This is a genomic window from Ruegeria sp. C6, from assembly GCF_056537625.1.
Genome location: NZ_JBQFRW010000013.1, coordinates 1 through 19,938, shown reverse-complemented (window position 1 = coordinate 19,938; position 19,938 = coordinate 1). Strand labels below are relative to the sequence as shown.

At 51.6% G+C, this 19,938-nt stretch carries 22 protein-coding genes; 11 read left to right on the top strand and 11 right to left on the bottom strand.

Annotated features, from left to right (window positions below; genetic code table 11):
• Positions 1 to 468: 468 nt before the first annotated feature.
• The 7 genes from ACR0MJ_RS20485 (at position 469) to ACR0MJ_RS20455 (ending at position 5,826) form a co-directional block, all read left to right on the top strand.
• Positions 469 to 768 carry a hypothetical protein gene (locus ACR0MJ_RS20485; RefSeq protein ID WP_170684163.1) on the top strand — a complete coding sequence of 100 codons (300 nt, stop codon included), beginning with the start codon at positions 469 to 471 and terminating at the stop codon, positions 766 to 768.
• Positions 769 to 1,011: 243 nt separating this feature from the next.
• The gene (locus ACR0MJ_RS20480) at positions 1,012 to 1,431 is read left to right on the top strand and encodes a hypothetical protein (RefSeq protein ID WP_170684162.1); all 420 of its coding nucleotides are present in this window, start codon (positions 1,012 to 1,014) and stop codon (positions 1,429 to 1,431) included.
• Between the two features lie 55 nt (positions 1,432 to 1,486).
• Positions 1,487 to 2,101: a hypothetical protein gene (locus ACR0MJ_RS20475; RefSeq protein ID WP_170684160.1), complete on the top strand. Its 615-nt coding sequence runs from the start codon at positions 1,487 to 1,489 to the stop codon at positions 2,099 to 2,101.
• Positions 2,102 to 2,461 (top strand): hypothetical protein, encoded by a 360-nt coding sequence (locus tag ACR0MJ_RS20470; protein ID WP_480762404.1) that lies wholly within the window; start codon positions 2,102 to 2,104, stop codon positions 2,459 to 2,461.
• Between the two features lie 336 nt (positions 2,462 to 2,797).
• Complete coding sequence (locus ACR0MJ_RS20465) at positions 2,798 to 3,442, top strand: protein-tyrosine phosphatase family protein (RefSeq protein WP_480762402.1); 645 nt, start codon at positions 2,798 to 2,800, stop codon at positions 3,440 to 3,442.
• 19 nt (positions 3,443 to 3,461) lie between these two features.
• Entirely contained in the window at positions 3,462 to 4,895 is a 1,434-nt protein-coding gene (locus ACR0MJ_RS20460) for a hypothetical protein (protein WP_170684158.1), read from the top strand.
• On the top strand, positions 4,885 to 5,826 hold the full coding sequence (locus ACR0MJ_RS20455; RefSeq protein WP_170684156.1) for a metallophosphoesterase: 942 nt from the start codon (positions 4,885 to 4,887) through the stop codon (positions 5,824 to 5,826). The genes ACR0MJ_RS20460 and ACR0MJ_RS20455 overlap by 11 nt, the downstream gene beginning before the upstream one ends.
• On the opposite strand, the gene ACR0MJ_RS20450 is transcribed toward ACR0MJ_RS20455, so the two are convergent.
• Positions 5,827 to 6,552, bottom strand: coding sequence for a DUF4956 domain-containing protein (locus tag ACR0MJ_RS20450; RefSeq protein WP_480577971.1), 726 nt, complete (start codon positions 6,550 to 6,552; stop codon positions 5,827 to 5,829).
• 215 nt (positions 6,553 to 6,767) lie between these two features.
• On the opposite strand from ACR0MJ_RS20450, the gene ACR0MJ_RS20445 reads away from it, so the two are divergent.
• The gene (locus tag ACR0MJ_RS20445; protein ID WP_170684154.1) at positions 6,768 to 7,700 is read left to right on the top strand and encodes an SdiA-regulated domain-containing protein; all 933 of its coding nucleotides are present in this window, start codon (positions 6,768 to 6,770) and stop codon (positions 7,698 to 7,700) included.
• Between the two features lie 88 nt (positions 7,701 to 7,788).
• Here ACR0MJ_RS20445 and ACR0MJ_RS20440 read toward each other — a convergent pair whose 3' ends face one another.
• On the bottom strand, positions 7,789 to 9,867 hold the full coding sequence (locus ACR0MJ_RS20440) for an autotransporter family protein (protein ID WP_480762399.1): 2,079 nt from the start codon (positions 9,865 to 9,867) through the stop codon (positions 7,789 to 7,791).
• 534 nt (positions 9,868 to 10,401) lie between these two features.
• A complete protein-coding gene (locus ACR0MJ_RS20435) occupies positions 10,402 to 11,328 on the bottom strand; it encodes a DMT family transporter (protein WP_170684152.1) in 927 nt (308 codons plus the stop codon).
• 507 nt (positions 11,329 to 11,835) lie between these two features.
• On the opposite strand from ACR0MJ_RS20435, the gene ACR0MJ_RS20430 reads away from it, so the two are divergent.
• Together ACR0MJ_RS20430 and ACR0MJ_RS20425 are read left to right on the top strand one after the other, a co-directional pair.
• Positions 11,836 to 12,042 carry a cold-shock protein gene (locus ACR0MJ_RS20430; protein ID WP_170395543.1) on the top strand — a complete coding sequence of 69 codons (207 nt, stop codon included), beginning with the start codon at positions 11,836 to 11,838 and terminating at the stop codon, positions 12,040 to 12,042.
• A gap of 72 nt (positions 12,043 to 12,114) precedes the next feature.
• Positions 12,115 to 13,128: a fatty acid desaturase gene (locus ACR0MJ_RS20425; RefSeq protein WP_170684150.1), complete on the top strand. Its 1,014-nt coding sequence runs from the start codon at positions 12,115 to 12,117 to the stop codon at positions 13,126 to 13,128.
• Here the strand turns inward: ACR0MJ_RS20425 and ACR0MJ_RS20420 are convergent.
• The 3 genes from ACR0MJ_RS20420 to ACR0MJ_RS20410 form a co-directional block, all read right to left on the bottom strand.
• Positions 13,120 to 13,368 carry a ParB N-terminal domain-containing protein gene (locus ACR0MJ_RS20420; protein WP_170395539.1) on the bottom strand — a complete coding sequence of 83 codons (249 nt, stop codon included), beginning with the start codon at positions 13,366 to 13,368 and terminating at the stop codon, positions 13,120 to 13,122. The two genes, ACR0MJ_RS20425 and ACR0MJ_RS20420, sit on opposite strands and share 9 nt — an antisense overlap.
• 74 nt (positions 13,369 to 13,442) lie before the next feature.
• Positions 13,443 to 14,132 (bottom strand): hypothetical protein, encoded by a 690-nt coding sequence (locus tag ACR0MJ_RS20415; RefSeq protein ID WP_170684148.1) that lies wholly within the window; start codon positions 14,130 to 14,132, stop codon positions 13,443 to 13,445.
• Complete coding sequence (locus tag ACR0MJ_RS20410; protein ID WP_170395535.1) at positions 14,132 to 14,269, bottom strand: hypothetical protein; 138 nt, start codon at positions 14,267 to 14,269, stop codon at positions 14,132 to 14,134. The genes ACR0MJ_RS20415 and ACR0MJ_RS20410 overlap by 1 nt, the downstream gene beginning before the upstream one ends.
• Before the next feature lie 1,528 nt (positions 14,270 to 15,797).
• On the opposite strand from ACR0MJ_RS20410, the gene ACR0MJ_RS20405 reads away from it, so the two are divergent.
• On the top strand, positions 15,798 to 16,430 hold the full coding sequence (locus ACR0MJ_RS20405) for a tyrosine-type recombinase/integrase (protein ID WP_170395533.1): 633 nt from the start codon (positions 15,798 to 15,800) through the stop codon (positions 16,428 to 16,430).
• Positions 16,431 to 16,673: 243 nt separating this feature from the next.
• Here ACR0MJ_RS20405 and ACR0MJ_RS20400 read toward each other — a convergent pair whose 3' ends face one another.
• The 5 genes from ACR0MJ_RS20400 to ACR0MJ_RS20380 all read right to left on the bottom strand — a co-directional run.
• Positions 16,674 to 16,814 (bottom strand): cold-shock protein, encoded by a 141-nt coding sequence (locus tag ACR0MJ_RS20400; RefSeq protein ID WP_170684146.1) that lies wholly within the window; start codon positions 16,812 to 16,814, stop codon positions 16,674 to 16,676.
• Positions 16,815 to 17,417: 603 nt separating this feature from the next.
• Positions 17,418 to 17,960: a hypothetical protein gene (locus tag ACR0MJ_RS20395; RefSeq protein WP_170684144.1), complete on the bottom strand. Its 543-nt coding sequence runs from the start codon at positions 17,958 to 17,960 to the stop codon at positions 17,418 to 17,420.
• Between the two features lie 385 nt (positions 17,961 to 18,345).
• Entirely contained in the window at positions 18,346 to 19,197 is an 852-nt protein-coding gene (locus ACR0MJ_RS20390) for an alanine racemase (protein ID WP_480762394.1), read from the bottom strand.
• Positions 19,198 to 19,208: 11 nt separating this feature from the next.
• The gene (locus ACR0MJ_RS20385; protein ID WP_480762392.1) at positions 19,209 to 19,442 is read right to left on the bottom strand and encodes an alanine racemase; all 234 of its coding nucleotides are present in this window, start codon (positions 19,440 to 19,442) and stop codon (positions 19,209 to 19,211) included.
• Positions 19,439 to 19,938: DUF1611 domain-containing protein (locus ACR0MJ_RS20380; RefSeq protein WP_480762389.1), on the bottom strand; the 500-nt coding region annotated here is incomplete at its 5' end. The genes ACR0MJ_RS20385 and ACR0MJ_RS20380, both read right to left, overlap by 4 nt.

The following is a 19,938-nucleotide window of genomic DNA, read 5'->3' as shown; positions in this document are numbered from 1 at the left end:
TGCAGAGGCCTATCGTACGAGAGCGTAGAGAAATTTACGCGCGGAAAAAATATTGATTTATTAAAAATTAGATTCAAACATGCGAATTCGACACAACTTTATTTTACCTCCGTTGTTGTCGTTGCTGCTCGCTGTGCCGAGCCCTTTCGACTGCTGGAGTGAGTGCTAGCGGTCGGAAGGCACTTTACAATGATTGAGCGCTGGGAGGACGCGATGCTCAGACTTAAGGTACTCGCTCTCTTTCCAGAGTTCGCTCTAGCATTTGCTAGCGACTTCATTCGGCCTTCACACGTTAATGTCGGCCCCGATAGTCAACGAAATATCGTCCCGCCGACCAAGCCCACCGCGGCAAGTTTTGGGAAAGGTAGTCACAGGATCAAGGTATGTTCAATTGGCTGCACAGACGCGAGAGCTTCAAACAAGCGCATCCAATTTCACTAATTTCAAGGGAACCAGAGGGAGAAGAAGATGACCAACAAGATGGTGATGATTGCGGGCGCGACATGTTTCGCACTGCTTGCGGCCTGCGACGATACGAGTACATCAAGTGCGCCCGCCGAACTCACGCTGGCTCAGCAGGCGTGTTTGCGAGATGTAGCCAACACGACGAACAACTCGCAAGTCGTGGTGCTCTCATCCGCGTTTAGCGAGGCGGGAACACAGGTCACAGTCGGCGTAGGCGAGGATCGTGCTCCTTGGAATTGCATTGCTTACAGTGATGGCGCAACAGCTGGAATCGAGTTCCTGGGCGACGAAGGCGCATTGTGACCTGTCTGCTGCGTAGCTGAAATCCGCTGCGCAAAACTGGCTTGATCTGCCGAGGCTCGACTTGGTTTGTAGAACCACCATCATCGTATTCTCGGTCCTGTACCTGTTGGCGTTGTTTGCATTCTTGACGGGCACATTTGGCTCGTTGGGACAGGAACGAGACCCTTTGTCCGGAGCGTTCCTACTGCCGTTGGGACTACCTTGGATACTTGTAGCGGACTTAGTTTCGGAGTCCGCCAAGCCATGGTTCGCGGCGATTGCACCGGTGCTCAGCATTTTGGCGCTGGTTTTCATTTGCAGGTGGGCTCGCAGTTTACACCAGAAATGAAGGCGGACCTCTGTCTCACCAAAAGGGAGGAAAACATGGGAAAAGTGATCTTGGGAATTGTGATCGGGCTCATCCTTGGCGTGGTTGGGGTTATGACCTTGGGTAGCGGGGCCGCGGTGGGTGTCGGTGTTGCGACAGGCTTGTCCGCGGGTGTCTGCACCACATTGAAAGGAGCACAAGCCGAGAACCTTATCACCGCCGAGCAAGCGGATCAGATCCTCAATCGCGTAAATTCCGAGATTGCATCTCTGCAAGGAATTGAAACGACAGACGAGATCGTCGGCAGCGCACAGGCATGCGATGAGTTTCTGTCAAAGTTACGAGAAGCTAAATGAGGTTCCGCTTTGTACGGAACAAAACAGTAAGGACGAGCCAACAGGGAACAATCTGATGAAACTCGTTTTACTCAAGCTCCTCACACCCATGTTCGCAATCGCGAGCACAGCTGCTTTTGCAATGTCAGAAGCCGACGACGCGTGTATCGACCATTTGCGGCAGGTTGGTGGACCAGACGGTCAATCCGGAACGATTGAAAGCTCTCAGTTCTCGGAAGCTGGTACGCTCGTCATGCTGCGTGATGCAGGTGGAACACTTTGGCGATGCATTGCGCACAAGGATGGAAGCATTGGAGAGATGTCGGTTGTCGAGGCGATGGATGATGGCGGTGGAGCCATGGCAGGTGCCGCAGGTTCTACTGGTAGCCAGCGTGTCAAATTTGATCCTGGTTCCACTGGCGCAGAACTCGTTGGTGAACTCGCGCCCGGAGCGTCGCAGCAATATGTTCTTGGTGCGAAAAACGAACAGTTTCTTTACGTCCGCGTTGCTCCGCGAAATGGCTCCTCGGACTACGTTATTCGCAACCCCGATGGTTCTGAACTGTTGGGATTGATGTCGGCGGACAAGGAGTATCGAGGGCAGCTTTGGCAATCTGGTGATCATGTTGTGGAGGTTATCAATCGCAGCAACTCTTCCGTCGACTACAACGTAATTTTCGGAATTGAATAGGTGATCGACCAGAAGCCCTTGAACACGTTCCAAAAACAGCCAGGAAAAAAACACATGAGAACCAATGTCCTAATGGTGATCGGCGCGGTATGTATTTCTGCACTGGCAGCATGCGATGAGAGTGGCGGATCAGTGGATGCAAGTGCACCAACTGTGGGCAGCTCTAGCGATCTTTCGTCATTTGAAGGGGCAAGAGCGGGCCAAGCTGAAATGGGCATCCAAAGTCTCGGATTTGAACTCATCCGAAGCGAAGGGCTGACCTCGTACTGGTTTAACAAGGATACTGGTGCATGTGCTCGGATCTCGACATCTGATGGAAGGTACTCAGATGTAGCTATGCTGCCATCAGGTGGCTGCTGACACATTTTCATCAATCAAACATCTGCAAATGGGAGCTTAAGTTTGCATTTCGACTTGGCACATGCGGCGGTCATCGTTGTCGCCTTAATCATCACTAACCTGGCATTGAAATCGGCTGGCGTGATCAACGAAGAAAACAAACACCAATGGAACTGGAAAGTTGTTCTAGCCTACTTCGTAGTCGTCGTTATCATCAATCTCGTGTGGCCAATCTAAAGTTTCACAGCGGAAAGCAATTTACCCACTTGATATGGTTGTCATGAACTAGCCTTTCCGAGAGACTATCAGGTCGCAAGAGTTTGAACATTAAAGGTTCAAGAATAGAAAGGATTTGGCATGCGGTTTTTGGCGTCCCTCATATTCATTGGTGTTCTCGCAACCGCTGCGAATTCTGACGTGACCAGTCGAAATGGCGGTCCAAGCAACAGTCAAATGCTTTCAAAGGGTGGTGACGGAGGCATTGATGGTGTCGCTTTCTTTCGCCCAGTCTTAAGCGGAGTGTTGTATCGATCCGGCTTCAAGGGCGGCGACAAGGATCGAACTGGCCTAAGTGAAGGTCAACGCGAAACTCTGTGCAGTGAAGGGTTTTCAACAGGGTTTTATGCCGACTTCGGCAAAAACACTGAATACGGTCGCACCATCTGCGGAAACGGATCCTTTGACTATCAGAGCGCCAGATCCTCCCGACCCGATGCTGTCGTGGCGTCCATACACGAGGTGATTCAAAACCCTGGAAAGGGCCCTGTTCTGGTGCACTGCATGTGGGGCGTTCATTCCTCAGGTGCTTTGTCGGCGATGGCGCTCGTTCAGTTTTGCGGTTGGACAGAAGAAAGGGCCAAGGAATATTGGAATGATGCCCGAAACGGAGCCCCTTGTTCAGGCGGGTGCGACCAGTGGATTGACTCAAAATTTTCCAACTTCAGTGTCGACCCAAAATTGAAGATCTCCAACGAGCAACAGGCAGCGATTTGCCCCAAATGATATTGGGAGGACTATCCAAATGAAGTTCAATCTTCTGGGGTCACTTGCTTTAATTGCACCCACTGTCTTGTGGGCTAACGACGATGTTCTCGGTGAAGCCACGACATTTGATAGTCCCAACGGCGTTACTGAACGCTGTATTCGGATCGAAAAAGTTCCAGCGGGCGAGTATAAGAAAAGCGATCTTGAGGAAGAAACGTCCTATTGCGAGATCGATTTCTATGCCTCCGAAATTGCTATTTGCCCAAAAACCTGGAGCACCAGCCCAGGAATGGCAGTCTACGATATTTCGGAAGGACCCTACACGGGGAACCGTTCTGAATTCGAGAGAAACGCTTGCAAAGAGGGGAAGGCGGCGAAGGATCTGGCCAAGGACAGGGTCGCTAAATTCAAGTCCACCATGAACCAAAAGGGCACCAGTGGAACGTTTTCCACTTCGTCGCTGCTTTACTATCATTTCTCTAGATATTTCGACGCGACTGTCAAAGTTCCAGTCGCCGTTTGGCGTAGCATGGACGCCCAGGCGCATTTTTCCGAGGTTGCAGAGCCTGGCCTTGCGATTTCTGGTGGCTCTCATGGCGGGCGCATGAACCATGAAGGCTGGCGGGTCTTTGCAGCTGCGGACGCCGATCCGAACTCATACCAACCGACCGATGATTTATTCACCGCAGATCGAACGCAAATATACGGTGTACTGCTTGATAGTCCTGGGCATCGATACGGTTCGGAAATCAACGGCACCCGCAAATCTGGTTGGGGGAAAGGCCAAAACCTCGATTTTCAGGAAACGCCAGCTTTTTTGGCTCTGCGGTCTTCAAAACCAATCTCAGAGGCCATTGCAGAGGGCGTTAAAGAAGGCCGAAAAGACCGGATCATCAACAAGGATCTCGGCCCCGATGTCAGTGACCAACAGATGGCATTTTGGATGCAAGAACTTACCGAAATTGTTCTACTCGACTTCATCTTCAGCCAGCAGGACCGTGTAGGAAACATAGACTTCACACCCTATTGGTATTGGGTCGAAGACGGAAAGCTGAAGCATAAGAAAGCCAAGCACCATGAGCCAAACGATGGAGACGTTCCCGACGACGCATTATTGATCCGTCGCAGCAATCTAAACGACAACGATGCTGGTGGGCGTGTCCAATACGCCAACTTCGCGAAATCTACTCAAATGCTGGAGAAAATTCGCCACTTCTCTCCAAGCACGTATCGGCGCTTGATTGCATTGAATAGTGACCTCCAATCCCAAGGCCCATTCTATGACTGGCTATCGCAAAGCTTTGGGTTGTCAGACAGTCAGATTGCACAAGTTGTCAAAAATACTGCGCTGGCAACGTCCATTCTCCAGAGCAATTGTTCAAATGGCGATTTGATGTTCGACTTGGATCCTGTCGCATTCTTTTTGAGAAACGGCACCGAGGTAGAGGCTGTGGACTGTTATGTACCGTAGGTGTTCTGCTCTTATTGCGGTGTTCATTTGGACCGCTCTGCTCGCCTGCAAAGCGGCGGCATTGGATGTCATCGTCATATCGGATCTGAATGGAAGCTATGGTTCGGTAAGATACGATGCCCGCGTCGACAAGGCGATTGAGCGCATAATCGAGATTGATCCAGATCTGGTTATTTCGACCGGAGATATGGTTGCGGGACAGCGCATTCCCAACTTGTCCGACAAACAGGTCATGGAGATGTGGAATGCGTTTCACGTGGCCGTATCAGATCCTCTAGCGGCTGCCGGAATTCCATTTGCGGTCACGCCTGGAAACCATGATGCCTCCGCCTACAGTGGGTTCGAGCGTGAAAGAAAAATATACGCAGAGGAATGGACTCCGAGAAAACCAGACGTCGATTTCCTGGTTTCAAATGACTACCCGTTCTTCTACGCATTTGAGATGCAGGGCATTACGTTTGCGTCTCTGGATGCAACAACCCTAGGACCCCTGTCCGGTGACCAGCAGGACCGCCTACAGGAACTGGGTGCAGACGGAGACCCGATTGTCACATTCAGTCACCTCCCACTTTGGCCGTTCGCGATCCAGCGCGAACGCGAAATCATCGGTGACCCAACACTTGAAAAAATCTATTTGGAAAGCGGTGTCGTTCTGCATTTGTCAGGCCACCATCATGCCTTCTATCCCGGTTGGAAAGACGGGGTAGCTTACGTCTCTCAAGCTTGTTTGGGGGGTGGCCCGCGACGGCTTATTGGCTCAAAAGCCAGATCACCTCACAGCTTCACTCATGTTACGTTCCAGCCAAACGGAGAGTTTGGGATAGCAGTATATCGAGGGCCTGATTTCGAAAGGTCGGTAAACTTCAAGTCGCTCCCGAAAGAGATCAGATCCCCGAACGCGGTGTTGAAACGTTTAGACCTTGTTAAATGACTAGAGGTTGAGTTTCAGTTCAACTTTTTCAGGAACCAGATCGTTTATCATCTCTTCTATCCGAGCTTCTGAAAGTCCACCCGAGGTGATGAACAGCAATGAAACGCGAGATTTTCCGGGGACGTGGTGTTTTCTGACCAGCTTCCATCCAGCGTCTGCGGCCATAGCTTCAATGGCGCCGCTGACATTCAACGAGTGCTCTTCGTCTGAGGCCTTGAGGGAAATCTCTACACCCTTGTTTCTTCCACCAAGCCAAATGAAACACCAACATACAACCGCCACCAGTGTGGCCATCAGCGGCAAGCCCAAACCGACCGCAAGACCAAGAACAGTCACGATTATCATTTCGACAGTGTCCACCGGATCATCGAGATTGGAGCGGAACCTGAGCAACGCTCCGATTCCAAATATGACAAAACCGATCATTGACCCGTGCTGAACCACCAGGAAACCAACCGCCATGCCGATAAGCGCATACAGGAAGAAAAGCCTTGGCATAACTATGTCGCGGACGCTTCTACGGGCTTTACGTCTCACCGGATGATAGACGATCAAGCCAGCCAGAATGATCGTGACGATCACATCGAGAGTAAAGAAATACAGTTCCTGTTTGCCACGAAACTGCGTCCACCGGCGTTCGATAACGATTTCCGACCCCGAAGCCCCGGCTAGCATCGTCGCAGGGTCGACTTGTGACACCGCAGCACCTGGCAACAGCAGCATCAACAACACGGTCACAAATGTGAGGGTCGTATTCAACTTGTCTTCCTTCCTGCTCACGCCAAAGGCTTACGCTTAACCAAAGGCACATCGTGCCCTATTCAATTCAATCGCAACAGGCGGGATCAGGTAAAGAGATTACAGTGCATTCTTCGGACATCGTATCCGGACTGTGATACGAACGCTGATACAGGGATGTGGTCCAAGCGCGAGAGAATCCAATGACAGAAAACAGAGTGTTTTCGTCAAAAGCTGAAATTTCACGGTGTTTCTGCAAACTTAGACGACTCGCTTTTGCGGCCAGCTTGGTTGCGGCAGCCTTCTTGCCTTGGACCGATTTTGCCTACGCCGAAAGTGCTGGTTTGGTTCTGGTCGATAAATTTAAGGTGGCAGACAAATCAGAGGGATTTTCGGAGCCTTCCGGTTTGGCAATGTCTAACGCTGAAGGCTTCTTGTGGTCTGTAAGTGATGCCGAACCTAAACTGCACCTACTCGGAGTCGACGGGGTATTAGGAAACTCTTTCAAGTTACCAGCATTGGTAGGATCAGATTTGGAGGGCGTCGCATCACGAAAAGATGGGACTGTTTTAGTACTTCAGGAAACTGATCGATCAATTCTAGTCGTTCACCCGACTGACCCCAATCAACTAACTACAATCCCTCTCACATCTCTCAAAGGCTACTCGGACGCCGCTGAATTGCTCGTCGGTAATCCTTTGAACAAGGGACCTGAGGGCATCGCCGTCGACCCGGAATCCGGGAGGGTCTTCATTGGCATTGAAGGACAACCAAGGTTGTTAATGGTCGTATCACCAGCGCTAGACGAAATTGTTGAGATCATTCCTTTAGCCCGCGATGCAGGTTTTATCTCCGAGCGTGTGGATGATGATGAACTGGATTTGAGTGGCCTAGCATGGTCCCCGTCCTCACGTTCTCTTTGGATTGTGAGTGACAAAGGCCGTCAAATCTTCGTCTACAATCCAGAGTCCAAGTCCGTAAAGTCTATCAGTTTGACGTTCACAGAAGATGGCAAACAAAAGGAAGTTAAACATCCCGAAGGGATCGCTCTCGATGAGACCAGAGGGCTTCTCTATATCCTGACAGACGATGCCAAGAAATCGCGGCTTTATGTTTTTAGTATCCCCAAATTTTGATCGCTAGAGAATGAAGCCCACATCGCCACAATAGCTTCCGCAAGTTATTGCAGCTAGCTTACCACTCCTCTTCGTTGGTCCACCCTAATCAGAACCGAACACTTAAGTTTGCACCCAGGCCATGTTCTTGGCCATTGGAGCGAACTGAATAGCCATATCCTGCCGTTAGTCTCGCCAGATCAGAAATCTGATAGCCCAGCCCAAGCCCAAGAACGAAACCATTGGCGCCTCGGTTTTGTCCGACTTGCGTGAATGTCCCAAATATCGGGCTCGTGACAGTGATTTCGTGTTCACTGTCCTTGTTGGCAAAAAAATCATACTCGTAACGAGCAAAAGCGATTGGGGTTAGCACACCATTCTCTGTCAAGAAATCCCGCTGGTAGTCAATTCCAATAGAAGCGACCAGCGATTCTGCGTTCGCTTTTTCAATCGAGTAATTGAAATCACCACCGCCCGTCTCTGTGCCTGAACCTTGTTGGATACGCCCGTAGTTCAATCCAAAAACCGTAGAAACCCTTGCACCGCTGTCCAGGTTAAACAGCTTCCGTGCCTGGATACCGGCATGGATGCCCTCTTGGTCCAAATCAGACTTTGCCTCGCCTCCCGTAAAGCCATCAACAGAAGGGTTGTTCCGCTTGGCGTCGGTTTCACCGAACATGTAACCGACCAGCCCGGAGAACTCCCAAGTTCCGGTTGTTGTGCGCCCATAGACGCCCACATGATAGCTGTCGGTCGAAAAGTCCTGATCGACTTGATCGTGTTCATCCATGGAGGATGTCCCAAATCCTGCGTACACGCCGACCACACCTCTATCGGTGCTTGCGACATCCGCTCCGACCAAAATCGTGCCCAGCGAATAGTCGAATGTCCCAAGGCCATTGCTTCCATCAACGTCCCCGCTCACATAGGCCGTGTCGATCCACCAGCGCCGATCAGAGCAGTCTATTGCGCCGCTTGGGCTGTGGGCCGAGTCGATGTCGCCTTCTGCAACGGGTTGATCCGCATTGCTGAAGCCAACCGCTTGATACTTGCGGCAGTCAGCATGGCTCAGCACAGTGTTTGTTATCAGGTCAAGTTGCTCAAGCCCAACGGTCAAATTGGAGGAATAGGGCTCTGCGTGCACACGATTAAACCCAGCCAAACCTGAATTGGTAAGCGTGTTAACTGCATTGCCCAAGGTTGTGCCGTTGGTCAGAATGGTTCCAGGTGACTTGATTGCAGTGTTGGCCACCGCACCAGCGAGATTGCTTGCATTGGGTGATCCTACAACTGCTGGATGCTGCGGTAAGCTCGAGACGGGGAGGGTCGAAAACGCTATGTCGATTCTACCGTCCGCGGTTGGCGTGTTTGAGATACTCAGACTGGATAGGGCGGGCAGAGATCCTCCGGCAACAAGAGTTGGGGAGTTTCCATCGAAACGCGAGGCTTGAAAAACCGTGTAGTCGTTGCCAGCAGCATAGTCCTGCGCAGTCAGGCCGGGACGAGCGGCTTCGACTTGTATAGTGGCGCGGTTAATCCCTGTAACGGGCCCGCTGGATGACACCAAATCGGCTTTCTGACCGGCCGTCGGATCGACTTCACTTAAGATCCTTGACCCAGTTTCAAATGCGATACCGCCACTATTGTTAAGCGTACCAATTGAAAAGCCCGGCGAAAGCACCCCTCCGTTCTTAACTGTGAAGTTGAATGCGTTCACGGTTCCCGTTCCGGCCAGCGTGCCAAAATTCTCAAAGTTTACGGTGTTCAAACTGCTTGCCGCATCAAGCCGAACAGTCGTGCCTGCCGCAATCGCCATGTCACTGGTTGAAGAAATCGAACTATTCGTCAGCGTGAAATCAGAAGCCTCAGCAACCCGAGTTTGGATATAGTACGCCCCGAAAACGACTTCGGTCGCCCCCATAACAGTCAGGTTGTCGTAGGTTAACGGTCGGTCTGACTGGAAGTAAACTTCAGTGGGGTCGATATTCGCGCCGTTGAAGGGAGCGAACGTCATTGATCTGCCGGAACCAATCGAAGTTCCAATGAGGTTCACTCTCAGCTTCCCGTTGATGTTTGTTGCCAACGCCTCCCTAGATACAAAGTCTCCGCTGCCTGCGGCGACATCAACATTCAGAAGAGTTAACACTGAAGCATTAGTTGGAACGGTATTTTGGCCGGGAACATACAACTCAACTTCACCTGAGGACGTAATTGAGGAGTTGCCAATTGTAAGTCCTGTTATGGGTCCGTTTGGGATCGGCAGACACGTGCGTTCCGTCGTTGAAATTGTTTGATTAACGCGAGTGCTTTCAGATCCGGATGAATATTCTATCCGAGGAGAGCCCAATTCTACGCAACCCTGGGAACTTTGGGCGTGTGCGCTGGCGGATAGTATCAGATAAATTGAGATCGCTGAGCTGAAGCCCACCAAAATCTTGCACCGTGAAACTCGGCTTAGACTTACAAGCCTACCGATTGCCATCTGCCTTATCCTCGCTCAAAAAACGTGAGTCAAATCTACCTTAAAGCTCAATGAGAAAAATTAAGCTTGTTTTGTCTTCGTAAGAAATTTTCGGTGGCAATTGAGCAACCCTAATGAGCAAAAAGGACTACATCGGTCTCCGCGCAGTCGATTAAACTACCCGCACCGCTCCGTCGTCATCTCGTTAAATACCCGTACAGAGCTTGCTCACCTCAGAGAACGGCAGCATCGAGGCTAGTACTACCGCCTTGGTGATTTTGCGAGCACGATAGTTACGTTGCGCGTCTTTCTACTCCTTGTGATCGCGATTGCGCCCAGCACTAAGGCACATGCAAAAGCTTGAGGAAAAGTGATGGCTTCGCCAAAAGCAAGGTATCCCACGGCAAACATAGTGGGCAATTCGATGCTTCCGACGACCGCAGTTTGAGAAGCTCCAATAACAGGCGAGCATATTGTGTAGATAAGCTGAGGCACGAAAGCGGTCACCAGACCAATACCAACAATGAAAAGCCAATCGGACTGTTCCCTTGGGAGAAGCTCTCCAACCTCAGCACCAAAGATGAGCGGGGCGAGGCCAAGAACAGACCCCAGAGAAACTGACGCGATACGTGCCAACGGCGCAATCCGTGACAACCTGTGTACCAGGACGCAAATTCCGAAGCCAAACCCAAATGGGGCGGCAAGGGATAGCAGCAGCGTCGGTAGGTATTCCGCAGCCACTGACGCAGGCGAGCCAGCAATGACAGCTGCAACCACAATCAGACCAGCGGCCAACATGGCGCGTCGCGTGGGTGCATCTCCAAACACAGCCCAAGCAATAACTAAGGTGAACATTGGATAGGTCATGTAAAGCACACCCACTGTCGATGCGGGCAGCTTCTCCAGCGCCGTTACATATCCGATCCAACCAAGCCCCATTACGGCTCCGGCGAAAAGACCCCAAGTGATCTCTCGCCATTCTTTTCGGTGCACGATGAGAACAGGAAGCAGAAGAAGAGCGGCAATAATGTAACGGTAGAATGCGACTGCATAGGGTGCAACGCCCTGTTCGGTTAGGCTGCGGCTGAAGTAGGGAACCAGGCCGAAACAGATTGAAGCAAAAAGAACACCAATAACCGCGAATGCGTAAGGAATGGATGTTCGATTTCGCGCAGATGTCGTGGCCATAATCTGTAGCTATCACCCATTTGCATCTTCGTCTTCAGAGACTCTACGAAAGACTGCTTTGTCCCGCACACCGGTCGTTCACTGAATTTTTCTGAGCGACCGCACTGAGCCCTCACCAGACCTCGGATTTTCTCGCTGCGCGCGCTCGCAGCACAGATTTTATCACATGTGCATCATCGTTAGCGCGGCACTGCGGCGTGAAGACGGACCATTCGTTCCGGGCGCAGCAAGCGTTTGTCCGGCAATGAACAGGACACAGACAAAGCGCGATTTAGCAACGACTCTGGTTCTCTTTATCCTGACTTGAGCTAGGGAGGCTCAAATTCACTGTTGTCCTCTACTGCATCAAGGCTTGTATCGTGTGTACTCAAAGTCCATATACACAAGGCTTACGTTTTTCTTTTTCGACCTGCTGTCTCCTCAATTCGGCGTTCAGTCTTTCGATTCAGACCGACCGCGCCGAGTCGCCGCAATCATGCGGGCGGCAAGTATTAGGAGACTTCCACCATGGCAAATGGCACAGTAAAATGGTTCAACTCGACCAAGGGTTTTGGCTTTATCGAGCCTGAAGATGGTAAGCGCGACGTGTTCGTGCATATTTCAGCACTTGAACGTTCCGGCCTTAGCGAATTGAAAGACGGTCAGAAGGTTACTTTTGACGTCGAAGCTGGCCGTGACGGACGCGAAAGCGCCGCCAACCTGGCACTCGCATAGCCTGCTTCGGGCACCCTTCTGGGGTGCCCGTTTGCACAGTGGGCTCCAAAGAGCCGTTGGAGAACAAGTCAGTTGCAACAGCAGGAATTGACCCGGGCGCTCGCGCAATACCGTGTGCCCGATACGAAGCGTAGTGTTTTTGAACTGACAATCACTGTCATCCCCTTTGTCGCGCTATGGGGCGCAGCGTGGTTTGCGCTATCCCTTAGCATTTGGGTCGCTGTTCTACTGGCCATCCTGAACGCCGCATTTCTGGTGCGTATCTTCATCATCATGCATGATTGTGGTCACGGATCATTCTTTAGAAACCGTACCGTTTGCAATTGGACTGGCCGGGTTCTGGGTGTTCTCGCCCTCACTCCTTATGACGTCTGGCGGCAAAGCCATGCGATTCACCATGCCTCAACCGGTAACCTTGATCGGCGTGGTATGGGTGACATTCCTACATTGACCATTGAGGAATACCTGAAACGGAATTGGTTCGGGCGTGCCGCTTACAGGTTAATCCGGAACCCCTTCTTCCTGTTCTGTATCGTACCAGTCTACACGTTCTTTTTTCAAAATCGCTTGCCCTTTGGTTTCATGCGGTCAGGCTGGCTGTATTGGGCAAGTGCAATGGGAACAAACGCCGCGATTGCGGTGGTCCTGGCTCTGATTTTTTGGACCGGAGGCCTGGATGTACTGGTTTTTGTATTCCTGCCTACCATGATCGTCGCCGCGTCGATTGGTATCTGGCTTTTCTACATTCAACACCAGTTTGAACACACGACCTGGGATCGGGAAGAGGCTTGGAATCTTCAGAATGCCGCATTCTATGGAAGCTCTCACTATGCCCTGCCGGGCATATTGCGGTGGTTCTCTGCCAATATTGGTGTGCACCATGTTCACCACCTTGCCAGCCGCATACCGTTTTATCGGCTAAACGAGGTTTTGCGTGACCATTCTGAGTTGGAAAATTGCCAGCGTATTACTCTATATGAGAGCTTTCATTGTGCACGTTTGCATCTTTGGGATGAAGAAAGTCAACGTCTTCTGACATTTTCCGAGGCTTTGTCGAACGCCAATTCCAATAGGCATTTAGTGTAGTCTGGCGCGGACCAAATAGGCTTCGACCGTATCACCGCCCAAGGCGCGAATGGCCTCTAGTCGGTGAAGGCCTTCAATCAGCACAAACCTCTTATTGTCCGAGCGTATCTGGATCGGGGTCTTCTGGCCGTTCTTCAGAATATCTTCGGCCAGCGTCAGGACTTTTTGTTGATCAAGCGTTTTTGTACGCTTCACAGGTACATAGATCAGGTCGAGCGGGTATGGTTTCTTCTCCAGCATAAGCTACGTGTGCAACCTTTCGTGCATTTGGAACGGTCAGGAACTCTCTTCGGATTCAGGTGCTTTAGTTTGCGTCATAGAACCAAACGAACAGCGTCGCGCAGTTCCTGATGCATAATCCAAGTTGCTGGCTCATCGTCACTTTCGATGTGAGAAAATGCCAGGACCTGCGCGGCTCCATCATTCTGTGCCGATCCAGCTTCGGGAAGTTCGAGTTCCAGATATTCTGCGATCAATAGTCCGATTTTCTTGAAGACCTTGATCGACGCCTCGCGCGATTTGTAACCGGCTGCCTGAGACAAGTGGCCAATAGTCAGACCTTCCTTGCCTGCGATTGTAAGTGCTTTGAGCATTGTAACCTGCGCAGGGGTGAGCCTGATCTGGCGCAATGCCTCGGCATATTCTCTTTCACTGGGCACGAGCGTACCGGAGTTTCCCTCCAAACGGCGTTGACCGCTACGTTTCCTGTCTCGCTCTTCGAGAATGTTTTTTAGGGCCTCAATGGCCAATGCCGGTGTTTCACCAACTGCATCGGCAATCATTGCCTGCGTTTTAGCTGGTGGCTTGGGGAAGGCGCGCGCAACGCTGTTACCGCTCAGAATGCCAGCCTTAATCAAGTACTTTCCAAATTCTTCCTCTATCACACCAGATACGTCAGCGTTCCGCGCCTTTCGAACACTGCGGTCCTGAAATGCTCTTTGTTCCAGACCACGAGCTGACATCTTTGAGGCGGGAAGGGTTACTTGAGGGGCATTTTTACGCATTAGAGAAACACCGCTGCAATTATCGCCGCAACAAACACCGCCGTCGCGATAAACATCTTAATCCCGTAGGACCGGCGACGCGCCCTTTCGGCTTTGAGGCTTTTACCCAGGTTTTCATCAATTGAGTTATGGTTCACGGCTTGGTCCTTCCGGATGTTTCAGGCGGTATTGATTTCCACCAACCTACTGTCGCGGCACATATTCGGTGCACTTATCGTTCTGTCTTGTGAACGGCCGATTACATTCCCAACCATCACCTCTTCGATTCAAATGAGCGTTTGAAGGTACAAGGATCGCAACGCACCTGTCCTGGGTCGCGCGAAAACCACGCTCACACTTCCATCCAGAATATGTGTCAGACGCGAGGTATGCGTGATCGGGAACGATCACAAAGTCACAGCCACCTTCCGTCGCTTTGAATCCTCTCAGACACACCCAGCCATCAGCGCTTCGCCTGTCAGATAAGCGCCCGTTCTCGGGAACTTCTATTGCAACGCACTCCCGGCCCTCTTTGCGAAAACCCCAGTGGCAATGCGCTTCCTGCGCACCAAATCGTGTTTCGACGAACCCGTTTTCAGGCACAAACATTTCTTCACATCTATCTTCGACACGTTGGAACAAGCGATTGCACTTCCATCGATCTCCGGTCGACGCAAGATAGGCATTCTCAGGAACATAGATTTCATCGCAAAACTCCCCGACATGCTTGAATCCATGATTGCATTCCCAGTCACTGCCATAGGAACTGCCCGTCAAATACGCGTTTTCCGGCAAGTCAATTCTTAGGCAGGATCCGTTCTTGTTTTCGAAACCTTCGTCACAAACAGATCCGTCGGCATTGCCGGCGACTTGGGCAGGAAGCTGCGTTCCTGAGAGCAACACCAAGAGTGTCGGGATCAAACAAAGAATGCAGCGCGTAAATACGTTGAATGACTGATTGAAACGGAGCCTGAGACCTGATCTATCGATCATCAAGCACGCTATCTATGAGCCATGTGCTGTTCATACGGCGCCTTCTTTCATGGGTCACGCAATGACTGGTGTATGTCAGGTGACAGTTGCGAATGCTTGCGAGGAACGAGCTCATAGCGAAGACCCCAGCGAAACCCGTTCCTATGCTGGGGCACATGCTACAATTAGTCTGAAGGCCATTGGGTCATCGAAGCCGGCAGCATCGCGGCAACGAGTAATTTTCACCAATACACTCTTGTGGTTCTTAGCCAGCATAGAGTCAAGGAAGTTCCCCTCGTCGTGATGCAAGCACCGCCAAGGCAAATTGGGTTTGAAACTGTCGGTGGCTAAGTTGCCTCGTGAAACACCGAGATGTATTATCCAGCGTTAATCTGGCGTTGCGGTGATTTAGGATCGGACCAACAGGGAACGGCAACTTAAGTCTGCGTCTCGATTGTCCCATTCCATGCTCCTTTCTTGGACAGGGGTAAATTACCCTAATGCCCGGGAACAGGGACGAAGTTCATATCTATCGTTCTGCGAGCACGTGCTGCTAATAAAATAAGTACAGTTCGGGTTCGGTCCGACTCAATGCATTCGCGCCGTTTTCAATACAAAGTATAACCGGACTACAACCATTCAAACCACTAGTAAAACTCGGGTGTCAGCGCGGTGCTGATGTCAGGGCTTGGCGGGAGGATTGGAGGGTAAACTATGTCAAGAGTCCAACTTCCCGCCGTCACCCCGAAACGAAGAACCTGGAACAAAGGCCGGATCATTGGCCAGAAACGTCCGCTCTTGCCAAAACAGGTCTGGGCGATCCGCGCGCGGCTCGAACTGGCCCGGAATCTTCGCGATCTTGCGCTGTTCAACGTGGCGATCGATAGTAAGCTTCGTGGATGTGATTTGGTGAAACTGGCCGTCACCGACCTGGTCAGGGATGATCGCGTTCGCGAAAGGGTATCCGTGATCCAAAGCAAAACCAAACGACCCGTTCAGTTCGAACTCTCTGAAAACACGCGGGATACGATTACTGCATGGATCAAGTCTCCGGAAATGATTGGGTGCCGGTTCATGTTTCCCAGTCGGTTTCACGACCGCCCTCATATCTCAACGCGCCAATACGGTCGGCTTGTGCGGGATTGGGTGGCCGCGATTGGGCTGGATCCCAGCGGATACGGCACCCACTCCCTGCGCCGGACCAAGGCGGCGGAGATCTACCGGAAAACCGGAAACCTGCGTGCGGTTCAGCTCTTGCTCGGTCACACGAAGGTCGACAGTACAGTGCGGTATCTGGGCGTCGAACTTGAAGATGCGCTGAGCATTGCAGAGCAAATCGACATTTGAACCACGTTGGCGGGCGGTACGTGCCGTTCGCCAATCCGGACCGGATCTACGTTCGCGCCGCAGCAGCGGTTCGGATCGAGCCCAGGATAACGAATGCTGCGCGAGGCACGAACGAGTGCGATGTGGTGTACAGAGCTGACATTGCCATGCCGACGCCATCCTATACCCGCAACCTGTTGGCCTCCGATCTCTCATCGGACCCAAATGTCCGAACGGGCACCCACAAGGGTGCCCGGAAGACGTTCAGGCCAGCGCCAGGTTAGCGGCATTGTCGCGCCCGTCACGACCAGTTTCCAAATCAAACGTGACCCTCTGGCCATTTTCAGGTTCTATAGTGCTGAAGCCTTTGGTTGAATTGAACCATTTCACGGTGCCATTTGCCATGGTGTAAGTCTCCTAATATCAGCCGCCCGCACTATTGCGACGGCTCGGCTTGGTCGGTCTGAATCGAAAGACTGAAGGCCGATTTTAGGAGACAGCAGGTCAAAAAGGAAAACGTTAGCCATTCATTGATGGGTTGCTCGGGAGTATCAAACAAGCCTTGACACCCCGAAGAGTTGCCTGATCCTGGAAAGAAAAGTCGCACCGAAAAGCCGGGACAGTGGAAATAGGCTGAGACAGCTATGTGCATCAATAACATCGCCTGAGACTTGCTCTAACTTGGGCGATTGTACTGGTGTCAGAATCTAGCGACGTCGAGCTAACCCAGGACTAACCGACACACCGTTTCGCCAAGCGCTCAGTCCTTTGCAGCGCCGACAAATCCGCTCCCCAAACCCTTCGCTCCAGAACGGAACTCTGCAACGAAGGCACAGGCGTTCTTTCGGCACGTCATTAAACGCGCGCTCCAAGATCGCTTCTGTATCGTTGTCGGGTTCTTTCATCAGGTCACACCTCGGTTTCCGTTTGGGTCATTCAGTTGCTCTATAAGAAAGAGTTGAGAAAAAGCACTCTCGTTGCTTGGAGAATGCGCAGGCAATGTCAGGTTCAATCGAATGCGAGGGGTCGCCTGCAATCTGAGGAACGATTAACGGCACGGATGGGCATTCCTTCATTCTCAGCTACTTCGATTGCGAAGGTGTCCTGGAAGTCACCTCCGCATGTTGGGCGTTTGGCTCCATGATCCGACAATCCGCCGGATGCCTCAGAAAAATCCGATCCCGAGTAAAGGTGTCGAAGTTGAGTCTCGGACACACCATCAGCTTCCATGATCAGTTGCACCATCGGATCGGCCAGAAGTTGATCAAGCAAAAACTTCGACAATTCCTTCTTGGACAATTTGTCCTGAGCACGCGCACTGTCGAGATTAGCCAGAGAAACGGTCAAGGTTCGCGCCAACCCGGGATGGGTTTCTCGCGGGTGCAGGTAAATCAATACCGAGGCCTTCCAGGCTTCTGGGTCGAAATAGTCAGGCGGTGCAGAAAGCTCGGTTTCTATTTCGTATTCACCAGCCGGGAGCATTTCGTCAAATCCCGGGAATGTGAACGGTCGGGAGAAAACTGCGGTGGTCTTACTGGTAATCTGGTCCATTTGCGTACGTCTCCTTAGCTGATACCGCTCGTTCGGAGACGTATACAAAGACAAGTCGCCCACTCCCGGCAGGGTCTTATGAACTTTGAGGCTTAGGCTTTGGTTTTTTGGGGCCGGCGTCAGATCCCTCGGAATCCAGATCTTTTTGCGGCTTGTCCGCATGATTGGCCTTCAGCGCGGCATCCGCTCTGGTCGTCAGGTCTTTGAAAGACATGCTTTCGATCCTTTGATTGTCCGCAACACTTTCATGCCCAGGATGAGCATGAAAACCAAATGCGGCTACTTCCAATATAGTGATTGAGGTCTCAATTTACTACGTTATGCCGCAGAATAAGACCTTTGCTGAGACCCGGATCAATTACGTTGCGGCCCGACTGTGGTACCTTCAATTTGGGGATGGACGAGCAGTGTTTGCAGCGATGCATTCCGTCAGAATTTTCTCCTTACGGACTATCTTTGCAACATCGGGCGCAGCCATACTGCGCGTGAGTGCGCTGTACTTCATATGCAATGTCATCTCGTCACCAGCGCGAAGCGGGGAATTGGTGGTTTCAATGACGATATGATCGCTGGTGGCTCCAATGAAGGTGACGCCAGCGGGAAAGGTAAGACCGGCCGCATCGGTGTCCTGGAGTCCAATGGCAAGGATCGACCGAGTATTCGAGGGTCTGTCTGTGGCCATGCACACCATTGAAAGCACTGGATTTTGTTTTGTTATGGCCTTGGTTTCGATTACTTCCGCCAAAAGCTTGAAAGCATCTGTATAAAGACCGTCGATCGGGTGCCCTGATATGGGATCGGTACCCAGCAGGATGGCCTCACCCAGACGCAGGTTGTTGATTTGACCGGTCGTCTCTTTGCCAAGTGCCCAAGGTAAGTTGGCAGAGCCACCGCCTGATACAGTTTCAAGAATGGATCCACCTGTGCGCTCAGTGTCGACGGCAAGCGAAGAAAGCATGGTCATTGCTTCCGGAGTGGGTGCCACACAACTCAGACAGGCGAAATTCGTGGCAATTCCCTTCAGAGCGACACCTTCCGTTTTAAGGATTTGAGACACAGTATCTTCAAGGTGTTCAGGCAAGATTCCTTCCCGCATATCACCCATTTCCACTACCACAATTATATTGTGAACAACGTTCTTTCGCCGCGCCTCTGTGGCTAGGCCTGCGATGATATCCATTTCTGTGTTGAAGCTGTCATCGCAATTAGCAACGACTTGCTCGACCTGGCTCAACATGGGGGTTCGGATCAAGGATAAGGGCATAAGATCCCAGAATTGCGCAACCGCACGACATTGCTGATCCGCGCGTCCGCCAGTCCAGTCACGCCACCTTCAAGCATGGCATTCGCAATCTCAGGATGACCGCATACGGCTTTTGTCACACCTGTGACGGTGATCCCGCGTGGCTTAAGGCGATTAACAAGGCATCGGGTGTTGTGACGAATTTTGCTCAGATCAACAGTGATACGCGGCGCGGTCATTCCCTCGGCGCTACAGGTATAGGCTGCAAGCGGGGAAATGCCGAAAGAACCATGTTCACCAGGTTCGATGAAGGCCGATTCAATGCGTCAGTGATTGGAAGATACAATCTGCAGTTATAGTCTGTGATGGCCTTTGTAATTTCAGTCTCGTTCATTCCCTCGTGGTTGATTGTCATGCCAATCACCTCTGTGTCCGCAAAAGCCTCGATCAGGGTTATCTCGTCGCAGGGATCGGGCATGGCCATGTTTGGGAAGTCGCATCGACGTTCGCGCTTGGGCGCGTGTTGAAGAATTACCGCGTGTGGCTGACTGCCTCGCAGAATGAATGCGGAAGTGCAAAAGGCCGGATGGCTAAGTGCGCCCTGTCCTTCGATCACTATGACATCAGGGCGCTCACCTTTGGATGCCGCAACAATAGCGCGTTCAAGCTCTCCACAGCAAAATTGCGGCGGTACCGAATCCATGGCGACGCCATATTTGGCACCCTGCATCAACC